Consider the following 24,180-nt stretch of genomic DNA (forward strand, 5'->3'; position numbering starts at 1 on the left):
GGCTCACAGCCAGCCCTTCTTCGACATTTCAGCCGTCACCAGCTGGGCGAGCAGCTTGTAGCCGTAAGGCGTCGGGTGCACCGTGTCGGCGTACTGCCAGGTTTCGGTGACGCCGGTGACCAGCGTGTCGACCGAGCAGACCAGCGAGGTCGGCAGCGAGGCCAGGGCACCGGTGAGGTCGCAGGCCGGCGTCGTGACATTGGTCAGGCCGTACTGAGCCGGGTGCGCGGCCTGGTCCTGGCTGTTTGTGTAGGCGTCGACCAGCAGAACCTTGTCTTCGGTGCCGGCCAGCCCTGCGGCCAGCTGGCCGTTGAAGGTGGTCAGCATCGCCGTCACCAGCGCCTGGGTGTCCGGCTCGTCGAGGAAGGCCGGCGCGTTGGCCGCGTCGGGCACATTGACGACGACGACGTGGGTGGCGCCGTTGGCCACGATCTGGCCCTTCACATAACCGGCCAGTTCGGCACCTGCGGTGCCCATGGCCGTGACCACGGCTTCCGAGGCCTGGTCGACCGGCATGCCGGCGCCGACCATCGCGCTGAACGCGGCCAGCTGCATGAACAGGTCGTTGCCGCCGGCCATCACGGTGACCAGGTCGTCACCGGCGAAGCTGCCACCGGAAGCGGCCAGGTGGCGCGAGATCTGCTCGACGACCGGCTTGGTCAACTGGCCCAGCGCACCCGAGGCATCACCCAGCGCCAGCAGCGCTGCGTTGCCCGGGCCGATGGGGTTGGTCACCCGCGCGCCGCCCTGGGCGTAGCTGTAGCAACCGGTGTGGTTGACTTCGGGCACCGGCGGAAAGCCGACCAGCGCCTGGTTGGTGTTCAGGCCGGTCTGGGCCGAGCACAGCGCGTCCACGCCCAGCGTGGTGGCCAGCAGTTCGGTCCAGTTGACGGCGTCGCCGGTGTTGATGGAGTACCGGCCGCCGCCCATGTAGGCCACGATGCCGACGTTGTAGCTGCCGACGTCGCTCAGGCTGTCGCCGAACGTGACCATCTTGCCGTACTCGGCGCGCGGGGACTGGTTGCCTTCGCCGCCACCGCTGCAAGCCACCAACAAAGCGGTCGCCGCCGCCGCCACCCATGACGGATGAAATTTCTTCATGCCCACCTCTCAAGAAACGAAGGGCCGCTCCCGGATCGGGACACCGGGGCGGGCTCGGCCTGCCGAGCCCCGGAGGGCGCTCGTCTGCCAGAAAATCGAACGACCGTTCGATTTAGTGGAAAAACTATAAAAGGCGGGTCAACGGCCCGCCGCCGGGGCAAACCCTCTGTGTGGCGGCGGGCTGACAGCCCCTAGAAACTGCAACGTCAAAAGGGCTGTTGCGTGAGCTCCGTCACGCGGCGCGGGCCGTGCGTCAGAACGGGTTGTTCGACGCGCGGGTCACCGCCTGGGAGCCGAGGGACCGGTGGACCGGCAGCCCCGGGCGTGTCGCATCGGCCCACATGTAGGTCGAGACGTTGGGCGTCGGCGAACTGTCGGCGGGGATCAGCGTGTCGTTGCTGCAGGTCGGCAGCGGCGCCAGCGGGTCGCAGATCGCCGTATCGGTGTTGGCCAGGCTGTAGGCCGCCGGCACCCGCACCATGCTGTGCACCAGGTCGTCGAGCAACAGCAGGCCAAGCTTGCTGCCATCGTTGGTCAGCTTCAGCCGCAGGCTGCGGTTGAAGGCACTGCTCAGCCGCGTCAGCACCTGCGCGGCAATGTCGCCCTTGTCCTGGCTCTCGGCCTTGGCGAATGGCGTCTGGCCCATGTCGGGCATGGTGCTGACCAGCACCCGCGCGCCACTGGCGGCCAGGTCGTTGACCTGCGCGGCCGCGCGCTGGCCGGCGTCCTCCATGCGGGCGATCAGCACGTCTTCGCTCTCGGCGGGGTAGCTGGCGTAGGCCTGCAGCACGTCGTTCATGCCGATCAGCACGGTCGCCAGGTCATCGCCCTGGATGCTGTCGCCCGAGGTGAAGGCACGGATCTGCGTGCCGAGCTCGTCGACGGTGGCGCCTTCGGTCGCCAGCATCTTGGCTTTCGGATTCGCCACCGCGTCGGGGTTGCATTCGGAGAAAACCATCTGATAGTGCGCCGCCAAGGCTTGGACCCAGATCAGGCCGCTGCCGCACTGCAAGGCGCCGCTGTCTTCGTTGACGGTGTTGACGGTGAACTTGTGGCCATCGCTGGTCAGCACGCTCAGCTCGTCGCCGAAGACCAGCAACCGGCCGGGCACGAACACATCGACCTGGCTGGTGCTGCCGCCGCAGCCCACCAGCAAGCCAGCCATCAGCGCAGCGCCCGCGACCAGGCGCCACACGCGGGGGGCCCGGCGGGCCAACGAAGTCGAGATCATGCTCATTCCAGTTCGGGTGATTTCAGTCGTCGCGCGCGAAGCTCAGCCAGCCGCCGCGGCGCGTTGAAGGCGGTCCCGCACGCCATCCCAGGCGGATTCGGCGGGCGGGGTTTCGATCCAGATCAGCGGCGTGCCGCAAGCGTCGAGCTCGCGCAGCGCACTGAACAAGGCCTGGGCGGCGGCAGCAGCGTCAGCCGGCATCGCGCGCCCGGGAATGCCCGCTGGCAGCGGGCCCACGGTACGGGAATATACCGCCACCGGCGGCTTGGCCCCGCCGGCCAGCGGGCCCAGCACCGACAGCGCCGCCTTCAGGGCCGGCGCCTCCATCAGGCGGACCTTGGCGCGCGGCGCGTAGTGCGCCTCCAGCGTGCCGGACGCGCGCGGTGCGTCGCGGTCGCGCGTGCCCAGCCGCTCGCCGCCCAGCGCGGCCTCGATGCGCTCGCGCGTCAAGGTGCCCGGGCGCAGCAGCACCGCACGGTCGCGGCTGCAATCGACGATCGCCGATTCGATGCCGACTTCGCAGGGGCCGCCGTCCAGCACCCACAGCGAAGGGTCGAACTCGGCCGCCACGTGCGCCGCCTGGGTCGGGCTGACACGGCCGAAGCGGTTGGCGCTCGGTGCGGCCACGCCCGCCACACCCAGCGCAGCGGCCTCGGCCAGCAAGGCATGGGCCACCGGGTGGGCCGGGCAGCGCAGGCCGATCGTGTCCTGCCCGCCGGCCGCGGCCGTGCCCATGCCGGGCGCACGCGGCACGATCACCGTCAGTGGGCCGGGCCAGAAGGCCTCGGTCAGCCGCTGGGCGCGCGCCGGCCAGGCCGCGGCGAAGGCCCGCGCACCCTCGGCCTGGGCCACGTGAACAATCAGCGGGTGGTCGGCCGGCCGGCCCTTGGCGGCGTAGATGCGGGCGACCGCCGCGTCGTCGTCGGCCCGGGCACCCAGGCCGTAGACCGTCTCGGTCGGAAACGCCACCAGCTCGCCGTCGGCCAGCCGCTGCGCAACTTCGCGCAGGGCAGTGGCATCGGCACCGTCGCGGATCGGCATCTCAGGCGACGCGCGGGCGCCGCAGGGCGGCATGATCGGCGCGAAACGACATGCGGGCGGGCATCGCTCAGAACGCCGGCAGGCCGAGCAGCGCACAAGCCTTCAAGGCCTGGGCGCGGGTGTCCTCGGGTGTCGCGCCGGTGAAGGTCAGGTGCCCCATCTTGCGGCCCGGGCGTGCATCAGCCTTGCCATACAGGTGCAGGTGGGCACCGGGCAGCGCCAGCACCTCGGCCCAGCGCGGCGTCTGGGGCTGGGCAGCGCCGCCGACGAACCAGAGGTCGCCCAGCAGGTTCAGCATCACCCCCGGCGAGTGCAGGCGCGGGCTGACCAGAGGCAGGCCGGCCATGCAGCGCACTTGCAGGTCGAACTGCGAGACATCGCAGGCGTCGATCGTGTAGTGGCCCGAGTTGTGCGGGCGCGGCGCCATTTCGTTGGCCACCAGCCGCAGTGCGCCCGCCGCGTCTGCGACGACAAAGAACTCGACGCACAACACGCCGACATAGTCCATCGATGCAGCGATCGCCTTCGCGCAGCGCGCCGCCTCGTCGGCCAGGGCGGACGGCACATCGGGCGCCGGCACCTGTGTGACGGCGAGGATGCCGTCACGGTGCAGGTTCTGCTGCACCGGGAAGGTCACCGCCTGGCCGTCGGCGCCGCGGGCGACGATGACCGACAGCTCGCGCTGCAGCGGCAGCAGTTGCTCCAGCACACAGCGCGCCTTGCCCAGCCGTTGCCAGGCGTTGGCCAGCTCGGTGCGGTCGGCCACGCGGGCCTGGCCCTTGCCGTCGTAGCCCAAGGTGGCGGTCTTCAGGATGCCCGGCAACAGCGCCGCGTCGACAGCGGCCAGCGCCGCCTCGGCGTCGATCACCGCATACGGCGCGCAGGGCACGCCGGCACGGCCGAAGTGGGCCTTTTCGGCCGCCCGGTCCTGGCAGATCGCGACCGCGTCGGCGCCGGGCGCCACCGGGCGCGATTCGGCCAGCACACGCAGCGCCGGCGCCGGCACGTTTTCGAATTCGGTTGTCACCGCGTCGGCCACGCGGGCCAGCTCGGCCAGCGCCGCGGTGTCGGTGTAGGCGGCCAGCAGGTGGTGGTGCGAGACCAGGCCGGCCGGGCTGGTCGGGTCGGCATCGAGCACCGCGGTCGCGTAGCCCATGGCCTGCGCCGCGTGCACGAACATGCGGCCCAGTTGGCCCCCGCCCATCACGCCGAGCGTGGCCCCCGGCAACAGCGGCTTGGCAACGCTCACTTCAACTCCTGGCTCATGGCCCGCGCCGCTTCGGTCTGCTTGGCACGGTAGTCCGCCAGCTTTTCGCGCAGGCCTGCGTCTTCGTTGGCCAGCATCGCCACCGCGAACAGCGCCGCGTTGGCCGCGCCGGCGGTGCCGATGGCAAAGGTCGCCACCGGGACGCCCTTGGGCATCTGCACGATCGAGTGCAACGAGTCGACGCCCTGGAGGTGGCGGCTGGCCACCGGCACGCCCAGCACGGGCACGACCGTCTTGGCGGCCAGCATGCCGGGCAGGTGCGCCGCGCCACCGGCGCCGGCGATGATCGCCTTCAGCCCACGCGCGGCGGCCGCGTCGGCATAGGCGAACATGTCGTCCGGCATGCGGTGGGCGGACACCACGCGGGCTTCGTGGGCGATGCCGAACTCGGCGAGAATCTGGGCGGCGATCTGCATGGTGTCCCAGTCGCTGGACGACCCCATCACGATGCCGACCACGGGCAGGGCAGGCTCCAAGCTTGCGGCTCCGGGTCACGGGAAAAGCGCGATTTTAGGCTGCGCTTGTTTCGCCCCCGTTCGCCCTCAGTTCATATTCCGACATGATCGACATCACCATTCAGAACTTCGAGACCGAGCTGATCGGCGCCTCCATGCAGCAACCGGTGCTGCTGGACATCTGGGCGCCCTGGTGCGGGCCGTGCAAGAGCTTGGGGCCGGTGCTCGAGAAACTCGAGACCGCCTACGAAGGCCGTTTCATGCTGGCCAAGCTCAACAGCGACGAGCAGCCCGAGATCGCCGGCCAGCTGAGCCAGGCCTTCGGCGTGCGTTCGATCCCGTTCTGTGTGCTGTTCTCGCAGGGCCAGCCGGTCGATGGCTTCGTCGGCGCGCTGCCCGAGGCCGAGGTCCGCAAGTTCCTCGACAAGCACGTGCCCAGCATCGACGAGCTCGAGGCCGACGCCGAGGTGGCCGAGGCCGAGCAGCTGCTGGCCGAAGGCGGCGACATCGACGCCGCGCTGGCGAAGCTGCAGGAAGCGGTGGCGATCGACCCGTCCAACGACGGCGCCCGCATCGACTACCTGAAGCTGCTGCTCGGCGAAGCCGCGACCGACCCGGCCCGCACCGCCCAGGCCCGCCAGGCCTTCGAGCCGGTGGCGAGCAAGGTGCTGTCGGACACCCGTTACGCCGCGATCGAGCACTGGCTGAAGGCCTGCGAGGCGGCGCCGGCGGCCCGGCCGATGGCGGCGCTGGACGCGGCCATCGGCGCCAACCGGCGCGATTTCGAGGCCCGCTTCGAGCGTGCCCAGTGGCTGTTCGCCCATGGCCAGACGACGGCGGCGATGGACGAGCTGCTGGAGATCCTGATGCGCGACAAGACCTGGAACCAGGAACTCGCGCGCAAGACCTATGTGGCGATCCTTGAGCTGATGACCAAGCCGGCCGCCAAGGCCGACCCGGCGGCCGGCGCCGCCAAGGGCACGCTGGAGCTGACCGGCAAGGCCGCCGCCGCTCCCGCGGCCGACCCGGTGCTCGACCAGTACCGCCGCAAGCTCAGCATGGCCCTGTTCTGAGCGGCCGGCTCGGCCCGCCGCTGCAGCGGCGGGCCGGCCTACTTCTCCAGCCCGGCCAGGGTGCGGTCCAGCGCCTCGCGCAGCGCGACCTGTTCGGCCTGGTGCTCTGCCAGCGCCGCTTCGGCCTGAGCCTGCAGCGCGTCGGCCACGCCGTCACGCCCGCCGTGGCGGTGGATGCGTGCCAAGCGGGCATAGGTGGCCGCGCGGTCGTCGGCATCGCGTTGGCCGGCCACGCCGGTTTCGGCCGCGCGAGCATCGGCCAGCGCCTGCGCCACCTGGCCCAGGCGCACATGGCACCAGGCACGGTCGGCCAGCAGGCGCGGCTCGCGGTGCGCCATGCCCTCGTGGCGGGCACGGTCCAGGTGGTCGTTGAACAGGCGGGCCGCCTCGTCGAAACGGCCCAGCACCACCAGGAACTGCGCGCGGATCACCGGCACCAGGGTCGACAACGACGCCACGCCGGTACCCCAGTCGTAGTTGGCGGTCGATTCGGCTTCGAGCAGCGCCTTGCGGGCCTGCTCGGTGTCGGCGCGGCCGAAGGCGTCGGCCAGCGCGATCTGGCCCGAGCGCATCGAGGCGATGTTGTGCAGCATCGCGCTGATCATCGAGCTGTCGCCATCGGCGCTGGCGTGGGCCCGAGCGCGCAGGTACCAGGTCTGGGAATTGGCGTCGTCGCCGCCGCAGCGGTAGGCATCGGCCAGCACCAGGCCCACGCGGGCCCGGGCGGCGTGCTGGTCGGGCTCGGCCAGGTTCAACGCGGCGGCGATGTGGCGCGTCAGCGCCGGGATGTCGGACGCATTGAAGGCGCAGTTGGCCAGCCAGGCCGAGGCCAGCGCCTGCATCGGCAGGTGGCCGGCCGATTCGGCCAGCTCGAGCGCGCGCTGGAACTTCTCGACAGCCTTCGGCGCGATCGTGTCGAAATGGTCGATCTGGCCGTCGACGAGGTGGATCCAGGCCGACAGCAACGGGTCTTTGTGGCGCTGGTTCTGGGTCCGCAGGCCCGACAGCGCAAAGCGCGCGTCCGGCAGCAAGCCCAAGCGCGCGATCGCCCCGGCCCGCTCGGCCTTCAGGTATTCGCGCTGCAGCGGTTCCGACGCGACGGTTATCGCGCCGTCCAGGCGCTCGATCAGGCGGGAGGCGACCACGGTGGCGGCGACCGGTCAGCGGGCGCCGAGGCGCTCGAAGGCTTCGTGGTACTTCGCGGCCGTGCGCTGCACCACCTCAGGCGGCAGCGCCGGTGCCGGCGCCGTCTTCGGCCAGGGTTGGCCGTCGATGCGGACCTGCTCGAGCCAGTCGCGCACGAACTGCTTGTCGTAGCTGGGCGGGTTGGCGCCGGTCTTGACCGCGTCGGCATAGCCCTCGACCGGCCAGTAGCGCGACGAATCGGGCGTCAGCACCTCGTCCATCAGCGTCAGCGTGCCATCGGCGTCGAGGCCGAATTCGAATTTGGTGTCGGCAATGATGATGCCCTTGGTCAGCGCAAAGGCGGCCGCTTCCTTGTACAGGCGGATCGCGACGGACCGCACCTGCTCGGCCAGCGGGCGGCCGATCTGGTCGGCCATCTGCTCGAACGAGATGTTCTCGTCGTGTTCGCCCATCTCGGCCTTGGTGGCCGGGGTGAAGATCGGCTCGGGCAGCTTGGCGGCGTTGTGCAGGCCGGCCGGCAGCGCGACGCCGCACACCGATTGCGACTGCTGGTATTCCTGCCAGCCCGAGCCGGCCAGGTAGCCACGCACCACGGCCTCGACCGGAACGGGCTTCAGGCGCTTGACCAGCATCGAACGGCCACGCACCTGGGCCACTTCGTCCGGCGCGACCACCGACTCGGGCGCCTCACCGGTCAGGTGGTTGGGCACCACGTCTTTCAGGCGCTCGAACCAGAACAGCGCCATCTGGGTCAACAGCTCGCCCTTGCCGGGGATCGGCTCGCCCATCACGACGTCGAAAGCCGACAGGCGGTCGCTGGCGATCATCAGGATGCGGTCGGTGCCGACCGCGTAGTTGTCCCGCACCTTGCCGCGCGCCAGCAGGGGAAGGGAATGCAGCGAACTCTGGAGCAGCGAAGCAGTCATGGCACGGGACGAAAAATGAGCCGTTGATTGTAGGTGGCTTGCTCGTCCGCCGGCGGCTCCGGCCCCAAGCAAAACGGCCCCGTCGGGGGCCGCCTGCAATTCGTCACACGGGGGCTCAGACCACCGTCTGGGCCAGCTCGCCGTTGGCGTAGCGCTTGGCCATGTCGACCATCGTCACCGGCTTGATCTTGCCGGCCTGGCCTTCGCAGCCGAACTCGATGTAGCGCTGGCGGCAGATCTTCATCGCGGCTTCGCGGGCCGGCTTGAGCCATTCGCGGGCGTCGAACTTGTCGGGGTTCTCGGCCATGAACTTGCGCACCGCGCCGGTCATCGCCAGGCGGATGTCGGTGTCGATGTTGATCTTGCGCACGCCGTGCTTGATGGCTTCCTGGATCTCTTCGATCGGCACGCCGTACGTCTCTTTCATCTTGCCGCCGTACTGGTTGATGATCGCCAGCAAGTCTTGCGGCACCGACGACGAGCCGTGCATCACCAGGTGGGTGTTGGGGATGCGCTTGTGGATCTCTTTCACGCGGCCGATGGCGAGGATGTCGCCGGTGGGCTTGCGGGTGAACTTGTAGGCGCCGTGGCTGGTGCCGATGGCGATGGCCAGTGCGTCGAGCTGGGTGCGCTTGACGAAGTCGGCCGCCTGCTCGGGGTCGGTCAGCAGCTGGTCGTGGGTCATCACGGCGTCGGTGCCGTGGCCGTCTTCCTTGTCGCCCTGCATGGTTTCGAGCGAACCCAGGCAGCCCAGCTCACCTTCGACGGTCACGCCCTGGGCGTGGGCCATGTCGACCACCTTGCGCGTCACGTCGACGTTGTAGTCGTAGCTGGCGATGGTCTTGCCGTCGGCTTCGAGCGAGCCGTCCATCATCACCGAGCCGAAGCCCAGCGCCATCGCGCCGCGGCACACGTCGGGGCTCTGGCCGTGGTCCTGGTGCATCACCAGCGGGATCTGCGGCCAGGCCTCGACGGCCGCCTGGATCAGGTGCTTGATGAAGGCCTCGCCGGCGTACTTGCGGGCACCGGCGCTGGCTTGCAGGATCACCGGCGCGCCGACTTCCGCCGCGGCGGTCATCACGGCCTGGACCTGTTCGAGGTTGTTGACGTTGAAAGCCGGGATGCCGTAGCCGTTTTCGGCGGCATGGTCCAGCAGCTGGCGCATGGAAACGAGAGGCATGGTCTTCCTCACTGCAGTTGAAAAACAGGCCCCGGCGCCGGGCGGGCCGGGCCGCCGCCGTCGCTCGGGAGGCAGGGGCCGGGCCGATGTAATCGCGCCGTAACTCGGCCGATTCTACCGAGCGCCCCTGGTCGGCCCTTCCACAAACTTGGGGCGTGACAAGCAGCACGCGTGCCAGGCCAACGCGCCCCTGCCGGCCCGGAACTGGGCCCGAAAGCCGCCGCTTTTCCGGCTCCAGTTTGCGCCCGATCGGCCAACACTGTGAGCCTGGAAACCCGGGATTCGCGGCCGCCGCGGCCCGCCCTCCTCTGCTGTCACGAAAGCCCCCACCATGGCCCGCATCGAACTGGCTCAAGTCACCACCTGGATCACCCGCGTTGCCGAAGAGCACCCGGCCGACCTTGCGAAAGCAGTGGCCGCACGCGCCGGCTGCGGCATTGGCAAGGCCCGCGCCCTGGTCAAGCAACTGGTCGGCCTGGGCTGGCTGCAGGCCAGCGGCGAAGGCCGGCGGGCGCGCTACTCGCCGGGGCGGTTACGCCAAATCGTGCAACGCTACCCGCTGGCCGGGCTGAACGAAGACCTGCCCTGGTCGCGCGACTTCGCGCCCCATTTCGAGATGCCGAAGAACGTGCGCCAGCTGATGCAGCACGCCTTCACCGAACTGCTGAACAACGCCATCGACCACAGCGAAGGCCAGTTCGTCACGATTTCGATGCGCCAGACCCCGGCCCACCTGCAGTTGCTGGTGTCGGACGATGGCCGCGGCCTGTTCGACAAGATCCGCGAGGGTTTCGAGATCGAAGACCCGGCGATGGCGATGCTGGAGCTGAGCAAAGGCAAGCTGACCAGCGCGCCCGAGCGCCACACCGGGCGCGGCCTGTACTTCACCTCGCGGCTGGCCGACGTGTTCGACCTGCACGCCAACGCGGTCGCCTTCCAGCACCGTGAATGGGACCCGCGCAGCTGGAAGCAGGCCCGCGCCGTGAAGCAACAACAAGGCAGCGCCATCTACCTGGCGATCGCGCTGGACACGACCCGCACGCTCGACGAGGTGATGCGCTCGGCCAGCCTCGATGCCCAAGGCTATTCGATCGAACGCACCACCCTGCCTTTGCGCCTGATCGTCAACGAAGACACCGGGCTCGAATCCCGCGCCCAGGCACGCCGCGTCGCGGCCCGCCTGACCGAGTTCAAGCAGGCCGAGTTGGATTTCACCGGCATCGAGCACATCGGCCAGGGTTTTGCCGACGAACTGTTCCGCGTCTTCGGCCGCAACCAGACGGCCGTGCAGTTGGTGGTCAAGAACGCCGGTCCGCGTGTGAACGCGATGATCGAGCTGGCGCAAGCCGCGTAGACAGCGCCCCCACGGCCCTCACGGGCCTGCCCCCCGAGGGGGCTCGCGCAGCGGACCGGCCAAGCCGGATCCGCGCACGCCACTTGGAAGGCCCGGCGCTTCGCGCGGGCTGGTCAAGTCAGCCGACGCGGCACACTTTGAGCATGTTGGTTCCGCCGGGGTAGCCCATCGGCTCGCCGCAGGTGATGGCGTAGGTGTCGCCGGGCTTCAGCACGCCGCGCACGACGAGCAGGCGTTCGGCCTCGGCCAAGGCCTGGTCGCGGTCGGAGTAGTTGGCCATCAGGATCGGCCGCACGTTGCGGTACAGCGCCATGCGTGACTGCGAGCGCTCCTGGCTGGTCAGGCCGTAGATCGGCACCTTGATGTTGTGCCGGCTCATCCACAGCGCGGTCGAGCCCGATTCGGTCAGCGCGATGATGGCCTTGCAGCCCAGGTGGTGCGCGGTGAACAGTGCGCCCATTGCGATCGACTGGTCGATGCGGCCGAACTGCTTGTTGGTGAAGTCGGCTTCGAGCTTGACCTCGTCGGCGCGCTCGGCCTCGAGCGCGATCAGCGCCATGTGCTCGACCGTCTCGACCGGGAACTTGCCGGCGGCCGTCTCGGCGCTCAGCATCACCGCGTCGGTGCCGTCGAGCACTGCGTTGGCCACGTCAGAGACCTCGGCGCGGGTGGGCACCGGCGCCAAGATCATCGACTCCATCATCTGCGTGGCGGTGATCGCGATCTTGTCCATCTCGCGCGCCATGCGGATCATGCGCTTTTGCAGCGCCGGCACCGCCGCGTTGCCAACCTCGACCGCCAGGTCGCCACGCGCGACCATGATGCCGTCGCTCGCGCGCAGGATCGCCTCCAAGTGTGGGATGGCCTCGCTGCGCTCGATCTTGGCGATCATCGCCGGCTTGTGGCGCCACGGCTCGCCGGCCACATTGGCCAGCTGGCGCGCCATTTCCATGTCGGTCGCATTCTTCGGAAAGCTCACCGCCAGGTAGTCGCACTGGAAGCTCATCGCGGTCTTGATGTCTTCCATGTCCTTGGCGGTCAACGCCGGCGCGGTCAGGCCGCCGCCCTGCTTGTTGATGCCCTTGTTGTTGGACAACTCGCCGCCGATCTTGACCAGCGTGTGCACCTGCTCGCCGAGCACACGGTCGACCGTCAGCACGATCAGCCCGTCGTTGAGCAGCAGCGTGTCGCCGGGCTTCACGTCGCGCGGCAGCTCCTTGTAGTCCAGCCCGACACCGTTGATGTCGCCCGGCTCGGTGCGGCCGGCGTCCAGCACGAACGGAGCGCCCTTTTCGAGCATCACCTTGCCTTCGGCGAACTTGCCGACCCGGATCTTCGGGCCCTGCAGGTCGGCCATCAGCGCCACCGGGTTGCCGACACGGGCCGCGCACTCGCGCACCAGCCTGGCCCGCGCGATGTGGTCTTGCGCCTTGCCGTGGCTGAAGTTCAGCCGCACCACGTCCACCCCGGCCCGCAGCAAGCGCTCCAGCACATCGGCGTCGCTGGAGGCAGGGCCGAGGGTGGCAACGATCTTGGTGGCGCGGGACATGGGGTTCTCCAGTGAGGTGTACTTTTGTTTCAGCGGCCGATTATCGACAGACCGGCTGCTCGCCGGTTACCACCCGATTACACAGCCCGTGACGCGGCCACGTCGGTGACCGCCAGCGCGGTCATGTTGACCACCCGCCGCATCGTCGCCGACGGCGTCAGGATGTGCGCCGTGGCCGCCGCCCCGAGCAGGATCGGGCCCACCGTCACGCCGTGGCCGCCGGTCACCTTCAGCACGTTGAACAGGATGTTCGCGGCGTCGATGTTGGGCAGCACCAGCAGGTTGGCAGCGCCGCTCAGCGTGGTGTCGGGCAGCACCGCGCGGCGGATCGTTTCCGACAAGGCCGCATCGCCCTGCATCTCGCCGTCGCTTTCGATGCCGGGGCAGCGCTGAACGAACAGCTCACGCGCGGCGCGCATGCGCTTGGCCGACGCGCGGGTCGACGAGCCGTACATCGAGTGCGACAGGAAGGCCACCTTGGCCGGCATGCCGAAGCGTTGCACCTCTTCGGCCGCCATCTGCGCGATCTCGGCCAGTTGCTCGGCGCTCGGCTCTTCGTTGACGAAGGTGTCGGCGATGAACAGCGTGTGCTGCTCGAGCATCAGCGCGTTCATCGTCGCCATCGTGCCGGAGCCGGGCCGCGCGCCGATCACGTTCTTGACGTGGTCGAAGTGGTGGTCGAAGCGGCCGACCAGGCCACACAGCAGCGCGTCGGCATCGCCGCGGCGCACCAGCATCGACGAGATCAAGGTGTTCGAGCGGCGCAGCGCCGCCTTGGCGGCCTCGGGCGAAATGCCGTCGCGGCCCATCAGGCGGTGGTAGTCCTCCCAGCAGGCGCGGTAGCGCGGGTCGTCTTCGGGGTCGACCAGCTCGAAATCGACGCCGGCCTTCAGCCGCAGGCCGGCGCGCTCGATGCGCATCTCGATCACACTCGGCCGGCCGACGAGGATCGGCTGGGCCAGCCCTTCGTCCTTGACCACCTGCACCGCGCGCAGCACCCGCTCGTCTTCGCCCTCGGCGTAGACCACGCGCGCCGGCTTGGCCTTGGCGGCCAGGAAAACCGGGCGCATGAACATGCCGGTCTGGTAGACGTATTTGGTCAGCTGTTCGCGGTAGGCCTGCGGGTCGGTGATCGGGCGTGTGGCAACACCAGACTCGGCCGCGGCCAGCGCCACCGCCGGCGCAATGCGCAGGATCAGGCGCGCATCGAACGGCGTCGGGATCAGGTAGTCGGGCCCGAACTTCAGCTCTTGCCCGGCGTAGGCCGCGGCCACCTCGTCGCTCATCTCGGCCTTGGCCAGCGCGGCAATCTCGCGCACGCAGGCCAGCTTCATCGCCTCGGTGATGCGCGTTGCGCCGCAATCGAGCGCGCCGCGGAAGATGTACGGGAAGCACAGGACGTTGTTGACCTGGTTCGGGTAGTCCGAGCGGCCAGTGGCGATGATGCAGTCGGGCCGCGCGGCCTTGGCCACCTCGGGCCGGATCTCGGGCTCGGGGTTGGCCAGCGCCAGGATGATCGGCTGGGCCGCCATCGTCTTGACCATCTCGCCGGTCAGCACACCGGGCGCCGAGCAGCCGAGGAAGACATCGGCCCCGTCGACCACGTCGGCCAGCGTGCGCGCGCTGGTGTGCTGGCAATAGCGGCGCTTGGACGGGTCCAGCGTGTCGCCGCGGCCTTCGCGCACCACCCCCTTGGAGTCGACGACGAAGATGTTCTCGCGCTTGACGCCCAGGCTGACCATCAGGTCCAGGCAGGCGATCGCGGCGGCACCGGCGCCCGACACGGCGAGCTTGACCTCGCCGATCTTCTTGCCCACCAGCTCCAGCCCGTTGATCAGCGCGGCGCTGGAGATGATCGCGGTGCCATGCTGATCATCGTGGAAGACGGGGATGTTCAGCCGCTCGCGCAGCTTCTGCTCGACATAGAAGCACTCGGGCGCCTTGATGTCTTCGAGGTTGATGCCGCCCAGCGTGGGCTCGAGCGCGGCGATGATCTCGACCAGCTTGTCGGGGTCGTTCTCGGCCAGCTCGATGTCGAACACGTCGATGCCGGCGAACTTCTTGAACAAGCAGCCCTTGCCCTCCATCACCGGCTTGCCGGCCAGCGGGCCGATGTTGCCCAGGCCCAGCACCGCAGTGCCGTTGGTCACCACGCCGACGAGGTTGGCGCGCGAGGTGAAGTCGGCCGCCAGCTTTGGGTCTTCTTCGATCGCCAGGCAGGCGTAGGCCACGCCGGGTGAGTAGGCGAGCGACAGGTCGCGCTGGTTCGACAGCGGCTTGGTCGGCGTGACGGCGATCTTGCCGCGCGTCGGGCTGCGGTGGTAGTCGAGCGCAGCGTCGCGCAGGGCCTGTTCGGCCGGGGTCAGGGGGGATGCCATCTCGAATGTCTCCTCACGAGGCTTGCTTACGGGTCTTGTGCCCAGCGTAGCAGCCTAACCCTGCCCCGCTGATGTGGAAAGCCGCGATTCGCGGCGGCGCCGCAACGGTCAGCGCGGCGGGCGCTCGCAGGCCGCAGGGGCCACGGCATGGGCGGCGGCCGCTTCGCGCGCCTGGCGGTCGAACAACGCCCGCATCAGCTCGCCGGGGCCGGCGGCGCCGCCGTCGCAGGGGCGGTTCTTGTAGCTCGACCAGACGGGCTTGTCGCCGTCCCAGCGCAGCAGCCGGCTGTGGACCTCGTCGGCCCCGTAGCCGATGACGCCGATGCGGCGGTCGGCGAGGTAACCGAGTAACTGCTCGACCGTGTCGGCGGCACCCCGATCGCAGTGCCGCGCCGCATGGCCCCACTCGGTGGCGATCACGGGGTGGCTGGCGGCGAAGCGGCCGAAGCGCTGGTCCCAGCCGGCGGGTGAGTTGTCTTCGGCGCCGAAGTACGGGTGCACCGCATAGGCCAACTGGCCCAGCGGGTCGTTCAGCGCCGGGGCGCCGTCCAGCCGCTGCGCGCCGCGCAGGCCGTCGGCGATCAGCAGGTTGCGCACGCCGCTCTTGCGCAATGCGTCGATCAGGGCCTGGTGGCCGGCGCGCCAGGCCTCCCACACGCCGGGGCCCGGGTCGGGCGGGCTGGCAGGCTCGTTGAACAGCTCGAAGGCGATGCCCAGGTCGTCGACAAAGGCAGGCGCCACGGCCGCCCACGCCCGCAGGGCCGAGGCCTTGGGCAGCATCTCGACCGGCTTGACGCCGGTGCGTCCTTCCCATTGCAGCGACAGGATCACGCTGAAGCCGGCGCGGCGGGCCTCGGCCACCGCGCCCTTCACCTCGGCGAGGTAGTTCTTGTCGTACTCGGGCGACTGAGGGTCGAGAAAGGGTTGGCCGATCTGCAGCCGCACGACGTCGGCCCCGATCGCGCTCGCCAGCGGCAGCGCGGTGGCGCCGTAGCGCTCGCGCGCGGCGCCGGTGCTCGGGTCGGCCGGCCGCGGGCTGGGCAGCAGGCGGCCGAAGAACGACAGGCCCCGCGGCACCCAGGGCTTGCAATCGCGCAGCAGCTGGCGGCCGCCGCTCTGCACCCCCAGCACGCCGGCCGGTTCGGCCGCAGCCGCCGCGCCGGCCGCCAGGGCCAGCGCAGCGAGCAGCGCCGCGGCGCGGCGCCGTGCGGGCACCGTCACGCGGCGCGCTTGGCCAGGATCTCGAACGCCGGCAGCGTCTTGCCTTCCAGGATCTCGAGGAAGGCGCCGCCGCCGGTGGAGATGTAGCCCACGTCCTTCTCGATGCCGTACTTGGCGATCGCGGCCAGGGTGTCGCCGCCACCGGCGATGCTGAACGCGTCGCTGTCGGCGATGGCGCGGGCGATCGTCTCGGTGCCCTTGGCAAAGGCGTCGAACTCGAACACGCCGACCGGGCCGTTCCAGACGATGGTGCCGGCGGCCTTGAGTTGCGCCGCCAGCTTGGCGGCGGTCTTCGGGCCGATGTCGAGGATCAGGTCGTCGTCGGCCACCTCCGTGGCGGCCTTCACCGTGGCCGGCGCGTCGGCGGCGAAGGCCTTGGCGGTCACCACGTCTTCAGGGATCGGCACCTCGGCGCCGCGGGCCTTCATCGCCGCGATCACCGCGGTGGCGTCGCCCAGCAGGTCGGGTTCGGCCAGGCTCTTGCCAATCTTCAGGCCGGCGGCCAGCATGAAGGTGTTGGCGATGCCGCCGCCGACGATCAGGCCGTCGACGTTCTTGGCCAGTGCCTGCAGGATGGTCAGCTTGGTCGAGACCTTCGAGCCCGCGACGATCGCCACCAGCGGCCGCTTCGGGTTGGCCAGCGCCTTGCCGATCGCGTCGATCTCGGCCGCCAGCAGCGGGCCGGCGCAGGCCACCGGGGCGAACTGCGCGATGCCGTAGGTCGAGGCCTCGGCGCGGTGCGCGGTGCCGAAGGCGTCGTGCACGAAGATGTCGCACAGCGCGGCCATCTTCTTGGCCAGCTCTTCGTTGTTCTTCTTCTCGCCCTTGTTCAGGCGGCAGTTCTCGAGCAGCACGATCTGGCCGGGCTTGACGTCGACGCCGTCGACCCAGTTGGCGACCAGCTTGACTTCGCGGCCCAGCAGCTCGGCCAGGCGCTCGCCCACCGGCTTGAGCGAATCCTCGGGCTTGAACTCACCCTCGGTCGGGCGGCCCAGGTGGCTGGTGACCATCACCGCAGCGCCGGCGTCGAGCGCCAGCTTGATGCAGGGCACCGAAGCGCGGATGCGGGTGTCTTCGGTGATGCGGCCGGCATCGTCTTGCGGCACGTTCAGGTCGGCGCGGATGAACACGCGCTTGCCCTGCACTTGGCCTTGGGCGACGAGGTCGGAAAAGCGGAGCACTTTCATCATGGTGGTGTCGTTCTCGGATGGAAAAGGAAAGCGATCTGGGCGCCGCGCCGGCGCCGGGCGCCTACCAGCCCAGGCCGAAACGCAACGCCAGCAGCACCGCGGTGCCGCAGACGATGGTGCCGAGGATGCCACGGCGCCACCAGTACCACAGCGCCCCGGCGGCGGCGGCGTACAGGCGCGCATCCTGCCACGTCTGGATCAGGTGCCCGTCTTTCATGATGACTTCGGGCGCGATCACGGCCACCAGCGCGGCCAGCGGCGCGTAACGAAGCGCCTCGCGCAACCACACCGGAATCGGCACCTCACGCTGGGGCAAGAGAAAGAACGAACGCGTCAGCACCGTGATGACGCCCAGGCCCAGGATCGAGACCATCGCCTCCCACGTGCTCATCGGGCGGCCTTTTCCTGCGTGAACGGGTTGAAGTGGTCGAGCACGATGCCAACCGCCACCGCCGCAGCGATCGCAACGACGATGTTGAGCTTGAACGGCAGCGCGAAGGCCGCCACCGCCGCGCAGGCGGCGATCGCCGCGGCGATCCAGGTCGCCCGGTCCGACAGCAGCGAGCCCGTCAGGCCCAGCAAGGCCAGCGTGCCCGCGAAACCCAGCCCCCAGGCGGTCGGGATGCGGTCGGCCAGCGCAACGCCCAGCAGCGACATCGCCTGCCAGGTGACCCAGTTGATCGCGACACCGCCCCAGAAGTACGGCCCCTGGTCGGCCGACGGCTTGGGCTCGGGGAAGCGCCGCATGAACATCACGTAGTTCAGGTCGGCGGTGAAGTAGCCATGCAGCAGCCGCTCGCGCAACGGCAGGTGGCCGAAATACGGCCGCCAACCGGCGCTGAAGATCACGAACCGCAGGTTGACACACGCCGCGGTGGCCCAGACGACCCAGATCGGCGCGTCGCTGGCAATCAGTGGCAGCGAGGCCAGTTGCGCGCTGCCGGCAAAGACGACGAAGGTCATCAGCAACGCCAGCGGAATCGGCAAGCCGCTCTTGACCATCGCCACGCCAGTCACCAGGCCCCACGCGGCCAGGCCCAGCGCGATGCCGGTCATCTCACGGGCGCCGCGGCGGAATTCGGGGTGTTGCCAAACAGGCAAGGCTAGGGTTACTCCGGACATCGTCGCATTCTCGTATGGACCGACCTGCACCGGTGCTCAACGGCTTTGCAAGCTTGCAAGCTCAACGACTTGGGCATTGGGGTCGTCAAGGTTGGCCCCAGAATCGCGACTTTCTCAACGAACAACCCGAGGGAGGGAATCATGAGGTACTTGACACGCGTCAACGAGACGGCACCCCGCTTCACCCAACAGGATGTCGCCGCAGCTGGCGTCAACATCACTGGCACCGAAGGCGATGACCGCATCACCCCTTTCGAGCCGGATGACGGCCCCAACACTGGCATCGGCAACGACACCGTGGACGCACTCGGCGGAAGCGACTACGTCGACGGCTCGGACGGCGATGACCTCGTCTGGGGCCGGGCAGGCGAGGACACGCTGATCGGCGGGGTGGGCAATGACACCCTGGGCGGCGGCGACGACGCCGACTGGATCGACGGTGGCGAGGGAAACGACACCCTCTATGGAGCAGGCACCGGGCTCGACACGCTGTTTGGCGGCGCAGGCAATGACAACCTGGCCGGCTCGTACGGTTACGTAGGCGACTCTGGCAAGACCTTGCACGGCGGGGAGGGCAAGGACACGCTCGAGGGCCAGTTGGAGGACCAGATCTTCGGCGATGCCGGCGATGACACCTTAGTGTTCCATGGTGCGGGGGGCACGGTGGACGGTGGAAATGACAACGACACGCTCACCATCGACAGCTATTTCGATTCCCAGCAGACCAGCAGGGCCCTGCTGGTACTGGGCGGCGCAGGTGACGACCTCGTTCTTCGACGGTCGAGCGACGAAGCCGATGTGGCCGTCGACCTTGGTGCCGGCAACGACACGTTTGACAGCACGTTTGCAGGCGAGAAGGGCTGGGCGATCGTCGGCGGCGAAGGCGATGACAAGTTCATCTTGTCGAGCTACGGCGACACCATCGACGCCGGCAGCGGCAACGACACAGTCCAGCTCCAGGCAGGGTACGCGGACGCCACGGCAACGGCCACGCTGGGCGAAGGCATCGATCGCGTCGTGCCCGTGTACACGAGCTACAGCCATGGCCTGCTGACGGTCACGGACTTCGCTGCGGGTGCCGGTGGCGATCAGCTGGATCTGTCCGTCGTCAACAAGCAATGTGGGCTGACCAAGTCAGCCGACTCCATCGGCAAGGGCTATGTCCGGCTCACGGCCAGCGGGGACGACACGATCGTCGAAGTCGATCAGACCGGCCCCAAGGACGGAAGCCACTTCGTTTCGGTGGTGGTGCTGAAAGGGGTGCATCCCTCTCAATTGACCGCCGACAACTTCGCCCAGGCGGTCACGCTCCATTGGGGTGACAACGCCAGCGCACCGGTTGTCGACGGGGACCGCACGGTGGTCATCGCCGAAGACGCGACCACGGCGCTGAACCTGACCGCGCCGATCGATCCTGACGGCGGCAGCGTCAGCATCGCCATCGGCCAATTGCCAGATTACGGATACCTCACGCTGGGCAACGGCACCTTGGTAACCGAGGGGCAGTCACTGACGGCCGTCCAGTTGGAGTCGCTGGTGTACCACCCGCCCGTTCCCGACTGGAATGGCACACCCGAGTCGTTCTCGTATCTCGTGACCGACGAAGAAGGCAGCGTGCGGGTGGCCATGATCGGCTTGACGGTCGCGCCGGTACCGGACAGCCCCGTTCTCGACCTGCCGGACGGCGGCGTGTGGTTCGCCGACACCGGCCGCACCGAGTTTTCGTTCGATCTGTCGCGGTGTGTGACGGATCCCGATCGGCAGACGGCGTTCACGTACGAGTTGACGCTGGCCGACGGAAGCCCTGTGCCGTCCTGGCTGCACATCGATCCGGCCACCGGTCTGCTGAGCGGCAAGGCGCCCTACGGCACAGAATCGTTCGACGTGACGGTGAAGGTCACCGATGCCGACGGCCTGAACGACTCGGCCACGCTGCACCTGGTTGCGCATGGCGCCGAGCTCTATGGCGGGGCGGACAACGACAAGCTCTCGGGCTCTTCACACGACGACTACATCTCCGGCAACGAGGGCAACGATCGACTCGATGGCAGGGCCGGCGGCGATTGGCTCGCTGGCGGCGCGGGCGACGACAGGCTGAGGGGCGGCAGCGGCGACGATGGGCTCGCGGGGGGCGCCGGCGCCGATGTTTTCGTTCTCGAAGCGAGCGCCAAGTCCAACGGCTTTGATCGAATGGTTGACTTCGACATGGGCAAGCACGGGGACGTGATCGATGCTCGTGCCTTCCTGGGCGATGCCGGTGCGAAGATCCTCGACGGGCAGCCCGGCAGCGGCGACAGCCTGGACAGCTTCTTGGCTCCCGTGAATCTGCAGGGGCAGAACATCTTCGCGATCGAGGGCCACCTCTCCGGCATGACCCCCACCGCGCTGGAAATCGCGGACCTCCTCGACGGATTCACAGCGGAAGGTGGAACACATCAGGTCGTGATGGTGCGAGACGCCGACACCGGGCGCGGATACATCGTTTTCGCGAACGAACGCGCCAACGACGGCAACGACGCCTTCGACGTCAAGGAGTTGAGCGTGGTGGCCGAAGTACAGCCAGCCAACGGCGGCGATGTCGACGGCCTGGTCGCCGCCAACTTCAAGGTGCCCAGCACGCAGGCGGCGTCAGACGTCTCGCATGGGATCAACGTCGAAGCCATCATGACGACGCACTGGCCCACCTGGGACCATGCATCGCTGGACACCGCGTTGATGTAGGGCAGGGTGTTGTGTGCGCTGCTGACGCGGCGCGCACCTTCCCGCTTGGCGGCGCCCCGTCAATGGGCGCTGGCGACCTTCTTGGTCTTGGCGTCCTTGGCGTTGGCCTTGCCGTCGGACTCGGTCTTGGCCGCCGGTTCGCTGCTTTCGTCAGCCTCGGCGGCCTTCGGCTTCGGGGCCTCGGCCGTGAGCTGCGGTGGCACCGGCTCGAGCTTGTTCTCGCGCATGTAGTCGTCCATCTCGCGCCAGCCGGCGTAGATGGCGGCCTTTTCGGCCTTCTTGTTCAGCGTGTAGCAGTCTTCGATCGCCCGGCCCGCGTGGCGGCAGGCGGCGCCCACGGCCTTGCCTTCGGCCGCCTTGCGCTCGGCCACGACGGTGGCGCCTTCGATGCCCAGCAGATCGCAGCCGGCCAGCCAGAGGCAGACCGGGGTGACGAGGGCGAGGAGGGCGCGGCGCATGGTGGGGTGGGTGATCTCTGGGCGCAGGACTGCCCGGTTTATCGGCCCACCGGCCGCGGACTTGAGGGCCCGATTCAGCGAGTTGCCAAGCCGGCCCGGGCCATTTCGAGCAGCCGCTCGACCCGCTCCTCGGTGCTGGGGTGGGTCGAGAACAGGCCGCGCAGCCCGCCGCCCGAGAGCGGGTTCATGATCATCATCTGCGCGGTCTCGGGGTGGCGCTCGGCCGTTTCCAGCGGCAAGCCTTGGGCGACACGGTGGATCTTCTGCAGCGCCGAGGCCAGCGCCTGCGGGTCGCCCGAGATCTCGGCGCCGCCTCGGTCGGCCTCGAATTCGCGGGCGCGGCTGATCGCCATCTGGATCAGGCCGGCGGCGATCGGCGCCAGGAACATCACCAGGATCGAGACGATCGGGTTGACCGGGCGCCCTTCGTCGTCGCGGCCGCCGAAGATCATCGCGAAGTTCGCCAGCATCGAGATCGCGCCGGCCATCGTTGCGCTGATGGTCGAGATCAGGATGTCGCGGTGCTTCACGTGCGCCAGCTCGTGCGCCATCACGCCGCGCAACTCACGCTCGCTGAGCGTGCGCAGGATGCCGGTGGTGGCGGCCACCGCGGCGTGGTTCGGGTTGCGGCCGGTGGCAAACGCGTTCGGTGCGTCTTCGTTGATCAGGTAGACGCGCGGCATCGGCAGCTGGGCCCGCTCGGCCAGCTCTTGCACCATGCGGTAGAACTGCGGCGCGCTCTGGGCGTCCACCTCCTGCGCGTTGTACATGCGCAGCACCAGCTTGTCGGAGAACCAGTAGCTGAAGACGTTCATGCCCAGCGCTACGACCAGCGCCAGCACCATGCCTTGCTGGCCCCCGAGCAGGCGGCCGATGGTCATGAACAGGGCGGTGATCGCCGCCATCAGGACGGCGGTCTTCAACAGGTTGAACATGGCGCTTGGGTCCTCGGCACCGGCGATGCGGCGCGCGTCAGTGGGGATACCGGCTCAGATGCGGCCGGGGGTCACGAGTTCAATGGGGCGCGAGGTCGGTGCCCAGCAGGTCGGGCCGGGCCTGGGTGAAGGCGGCCACCGGCAGGCGCTTGCCACCGGGGCGCTGCAGTTGCAGCAGGTCGAGCCCGCCGTCGCCGCAGGCCACGGTCAGCCGCGTGGCATCGGCCTGCACCACACGACCGGGCGGCGCCTGCACGTCCGGCCGCAGCCGGGCTTGCCAGAGCTTCACGGTTTCGCCGCCGCAGTCGAAGCTGGCACCGGGGAACGGGTCGAACGCGCGCACCCGGCGCTCGATCGCGGCGGCGGGCAGCGACCAGTCGATCGCCGCTTCGGTCTTGGCGATCTTGTGTGCGTAGGTCACGCCCGCCTCGGGTTGCGGCGTGGCGGCCAGGCGGCCCGCGGCGGCGTCGACCAGGGCCTGCACGATCATCGCGGCGCCCAGCGTGGCCAGCCGGTCGTGCAGCGTGCCGGTGGCGTCGCCGGGGCGGATCGGCTCGCGCCCGATGGACAACATCGCGCCGGTGTCCAGCCCTTCGTCCATCTGCATGATCGTGATGCCGGTTTCGGCGTCGCCAGCCTCGATCGCCCGGTGGATCGGCGCGGCGCCGCGCCAGCGTGGCAGCAGCGAGGCGTGGATGTTCAGGCAACCCAGGCGCGGCAGCGTCAGCACCCACGGCGGCAGGATCAGCCCGTAGGCGGCGACCACCATCACGTCCGGCGCGGCCGCTTCGAGCGTGGCGCGGGCCGCCGCAGCATCCGCTGCGTATTTGCCGTCCAGCTTCAGCCCCTGCGGCTGGGCCACATCCAGGCCGTGAGCAAGCGCCAACTGCTTGACCGGCGACGGCGTCAGCTTCATGCCACGGCCCGCGGGCCGGTCGGGCTGCGTCAGCACCAGCGGCACGGTGTAGCCCGCAGCGCGGATCGCGGCCAGCGCCGCCGCGGCGAATTCGGGCGTGCCGGCGAAGGCGACGCGCAGGCCAGGCGCCGCGGTGGTGGCAGCGCTCATCGGTGCTTCTGCTCGTCGCGGGTCTTCTTGAGCATCTTGGTCTTGATGCGTTCGCGCTTGAGCGGGCTCAGGTACTCGACGAACACCTTGCCGAGCAGGTGGTCCATCTCGTGCTGCACGCAGACCGCCATCAGGCCCTCGGCGTCGAACTCATACGGTCGGCCGTCGCGCCCCAGCGCACGCACCGTCACCCGGGCGTGGCGCGGCACCGCGTCGTACACCGTCGGCACCGACAGGCAGCCTTCTTCGCCGACCATCATCTCTTCGCTGGTGCGCACCAGTTCCGGGTTGATCAGCACGCGCGGCTCGTTGCGCTGCTCGGAGGTGTCCATCACCAGGATGCGGCGGTGCACGTCGACCTGCGTCGCGGCGAGGCCCACGCCGTCGGCCTCGTACATGGTTTGCAGCATGTCGTCCACCAGCTGGCGCACGGTCTCGTCGACTTCGGCGACGGGGGCGGCCACGGTGTGCAAACGGGGGTCGGGATAACGCAGGATCGGAAGCAGAGCCATGGGTTCGGTGGGCCATGAAGGCCTTGGGGCTTGCCCCAGGTTGTCAACAGCGCGCAACGTTTGCGGCCTGCTCAGGTGACAAAGGGTTGCACCGTGCGGGCCAGTTTGTTTGCGATATCAATGCTTTAGGGGCAGAATTTGCGGAGCTTTATTAGCTTTTGGTTTCGGCTGGGCACCGGCTTCGAGCCCCTGATGAAAGGGTTTGGCCGCCGCTGCACAACCGGAATTGTTGCACTGCCTTTTGATTTCCGGCT

General features: G+C 69.1%; 21 protein-coding genes. 3 read left to right on the plus strand and 18 right to left on the minus strand.

Translation table 11 applies throughout. The features are described from left to right. Positions 1-3: 3 nt before the first annotated feature. The 5 genes from ACE3SG_RS18935 to purE form a co-directional block, all read right to left on the minus strand. Positions 4-1,101 (minus strand): SGNH/GDSL hydrolase family protein, encoded by a 1,098-nt coding sequence (locus ACE3SG_RS18935; RefSeq protein ID WP_374567633.1) that lies wholly within the window; start codon positions 1,099-1,101, stop codon positions 4-6. Between the two features lie 253 nt (positions 1,102-1,354). Beyond that, positions 1,355-2,332, minus strand: coding sequence for an SGNH/GDSL hydrolase family protein (locus tag ACE3SG_RS18940; protein ID WP_374567634.1), 978 nt, complete (start codon positions 2,330-2,332; stop codon positions 1,355-1,357). A 42-nt stretch (positions 2,333-2,374) separates the two neighbouring features. Further along, entirely contained in the window at positions 2,375-3,373 is a 999-nt protein-coding gene (locus ACE3SG_RS18945; protein ID WP_374567635.1) for an L-threonylcarbamoyladenylate synthase, read from the minus strand. A gap of 67 nt (positions 3,374-3,440) precedes the next feature. Beyond that, entirely contained in the window at positions 3,441-4,577 is a 1,137-nt protein-coding gene (locus ACE3SG_RS18950; protein ID WP_374567675.1) for a 5-(carboxyamino)imidazole ribonucleotide synthase, read from the minus strand. A gap of 41 nt (positions 4,578-4,618) precedes the next feature. Beyond that, entirely contained in the window at positions 4,619-5,083 is a 465-nt protein-coding gene (gene purE / locus ACE3SG_RS18955) for a 5-(carboxyamino)imidazole ribonucleotide mutase (RefSeq protein ID WP_374567676.1), read from the minus strand. 116 nt (positions 5,084-5,199) lie between these two features. Between purE and ACE3SG_RS18960 the strand changes: the two genes are divergently transcribed. Further along, positions 5,200-6,168: a tetratricopeptide repeat protein gene (locus tag ACE3SG_RS18960; protein WP_374567636.1), complete on the plus strand. Its 969-nt coding sequence runs from the start codon at positions 5,200-5,202 to the stop codon at positions 6,166-6,168. Positions 6,169-6,206: 38 nt separating this feature from the next. Here ACE3SG_RS18960 and ACE3SG_RS18965 read toward each other — a convergent pair whose 3' ends face one another. The 3 genes from ACE3SG_RS18965 to fba all read right to left on the minus strand — a co-directional run bounded on the left by ACE3SG_RS18965 (position 6,207) and on the right by fba (position 9,420). Beyond that, entirely contained in the window at positions 6,207-7,313 is a 1,107-nt protein-coding gene (locus ACE3SG_RS18965) for a hypothetical protein (RefSeq protein WP_374567637.1), read from the minus strand. Positions 7,314-7,328: 15 nt separating this feature from the next. Further along, positions 7,329-8,240, minus strand: coding sequence for a phosphoribosylaminoimidazolesuccinocarboxamide synthase (locus tag ACE3SG_RS18970; RefSeq protein ID WP_374567638.1), 912 nt, complete (start codon positions 8,238-8,240; stop codon positions 7,329-7,331). 115 nt (positions 8,241-8,355) lie between these two features. After that, a complete protein-coding gene (gene fba, locus ACE3SG_RS18975) occupies positions 8,356-9,420 on the minus strand; it encodes a class II fructose-bisphosphate aldolase (protein ID WP_374567640.1) in 1,065 nt (354 codons plus the stop codon). Positions 9,421-9,751: 331 nt separating this feature from the next. Here fba and ACE3SG_RS18980 point away from each other — a divergent pair, with 331 nt between their 5' ends. Then, positions 9,752-10,774, plus strand: a complete 1,023-nt coding sequence (locus ACE3SG_RS18980) for an STAS-like domain-containing protein (protein WP_374567642.1) — start codon at positions 9,752-9,754, stop codon at positions 10,772-10,774. Positions 10,775-10,892: 118 nt separating this feature from the next. On the opposite strand, the gene pyk is transcribed toward ACE3SG_RS18980, so the two are convergent. The 6 genes from pyk to ACE3SG_RS19010 form a co-directional block, all read right to left on the minus strand. Beyond that, complete coding sequence (pyk, locus tag ACE3SG_RS18985) at positions 10,893-12,323, minus strand: pyruvate kinase (protein ID WP_374567644.1); 1,431 nt, start codon at positions 12,321-12,323, stop codon at positions 10,893-10,895. A gap of 77 nt (positions 12,324-12,400) precedes the next feature. Beyond that, positions 12,401-14,701 carry an NADP-dependent malic enzyme gene (locus tag ACE3SG_RS18990; RefSeq protein ID WP_374567647.1) on the minus strand — a complete coding sequence of 767 codons (2,301 nt, stop codon included), beginning with the start codon at positions 14,699-14,701 and terminating at the stop codon, positions 12,401-12,403. 108 nt (positions 14,702-14,809) lie between these two features. Beyond that, on the minus strand, positions 14,810-15,922 hold the full coding sequence (locus ACE3SG_RS18995; RefSeq protein ID WP_374567649.1) for a cellulase family glycosylhydrolase: 1,113 nt from the start codon (positions 15,920-15,922) through the stop codon (positions 14,810-14,812). After that, entirely contained in the window at positions 15,919-17,109 is a 1,191-nt protein-coding gene (locus tag ACE3SG_RS19000; protein WP_374567678.1) for a phosphoglycerate kinase, read from the minus strand. The genes ACE3SG_RS18995 and ACE3SG_RS19000 overlap by 4 nt, the downstream gene beginning before the upstream one ends. Before the next feature lie 64 nt (positions 17,110-17,173). Beyond that, positions 17,174-17,503, minus strand: a complete 330-nt coding sequence (locus ACE3SG_RS19005) for an AzlD domain-containing protein (protein ID WP_374567651.1) — start codon at positions 17,501-17,503, stop codon at positions 17,174-17,176. Then, positions 17,500-18,234 carry an AzlC family ABC transporter permease gene (locus tag ACE3SG_RS19010; RefSeq protein WP_374567653.1) on the minus strand — a complete coding sequence of 245 codons (735 nt, stop codon included), beginning with the start codon at positions 18,232-18,234 and terminating at the stop codon, positions 17,500-17,502. The genes ACE3SG_RS19005 and ACE3SG_RS19010 overlap by 4 nt, the downstream gene beginning before the upstream one ends. 141 nt (positions 18,235-18,375) lie before the next feature. Here ACE3SG_RS19010 and ACE3SG_RS19015 point away from each other — a divergent pair, with 141 nt between their 5' ends. Then, complete coding sequence (locus ACE3SG_RS19015; RefSeq protein WP_374567654.1) at positions 18,376-20,955, plus strand: putative Ig domain-containing protein; 2,580 nt, start codon at positions 18,376-18,378, stop codon at positions 20,953-20,955. A gap of 59 nt (positions 20,956-21,014) precedes the next feature. On the opposite strand, the gene ACE3SG_RS19020 is transcribed toward ACE3SG_RS19015, so the two are convergent. The 4 genes from ACE3SG_RS19020 to def all read right to left on the minus strand — a co-directional run bounded on the left by ACE3SG_RS19020 (position 21,015) and on the right by def (position 23,926). Beyond that, positions 21,015-21,413, minus strand: a complete 399-nt coding sequence (locus ACE3SG_RS19020) for a hypothetical protein (RefSeq protein ID WP_374567656.1) — start codon at positions 21,411-21,413, stop codon at positions 21,015-21,017. 74 nt (positions 21,414-21,487) lie between these two features. Next, entirely contained in the window at positions 21,488-22,348 is an 861-nt protein-coding gene (gene htpX, locus ACE3SG_RS19025) for a zinc metalloprotease HtpX (protein ID WP_374567658.1), read from the minus strand. A gap of 79 nt (positions 22,349-22,427) precedes the next feature. After that, positions 22,428-23,384 carry a methionyl-tRNA formyltransferase gene (fmt, locus tag ACE3SG_RS19030; RefSeq protein ID WP_374567679.1) on the minus strand — a complete coding sequence of 319 codons (957 nt, stop codon included), beginning with the start codon at positions 23,382-23,384 and terminating at the stop codon, positions 22,428-22,430. A gap of 26 nt (positions 23,385-23,410) precedes the next feature. Beyond that, on the minus strand, positions 23,411-23,926 hold the full coding sequence (gene def, locus ACE3SG_RS19035; RefSeq protein ID WP_374567659.1) for a peptide deformylase: 516 nt from the start codon (positions 23,924-23,926) through the stop codon (positions 23,411-23,413). Between the last annotated feature and the right edge of the window lie 254 nt (positions 23,927-24,180).

The sequence above is a fragment of the Ideonella sp. genome (genome assembly GCF_041914305.1).
GTDB lineage: Bacteria > Pseudomonadota > Gammaproteobacteria > Burkholderiales > Burkholderiaceae_C > Ideonella.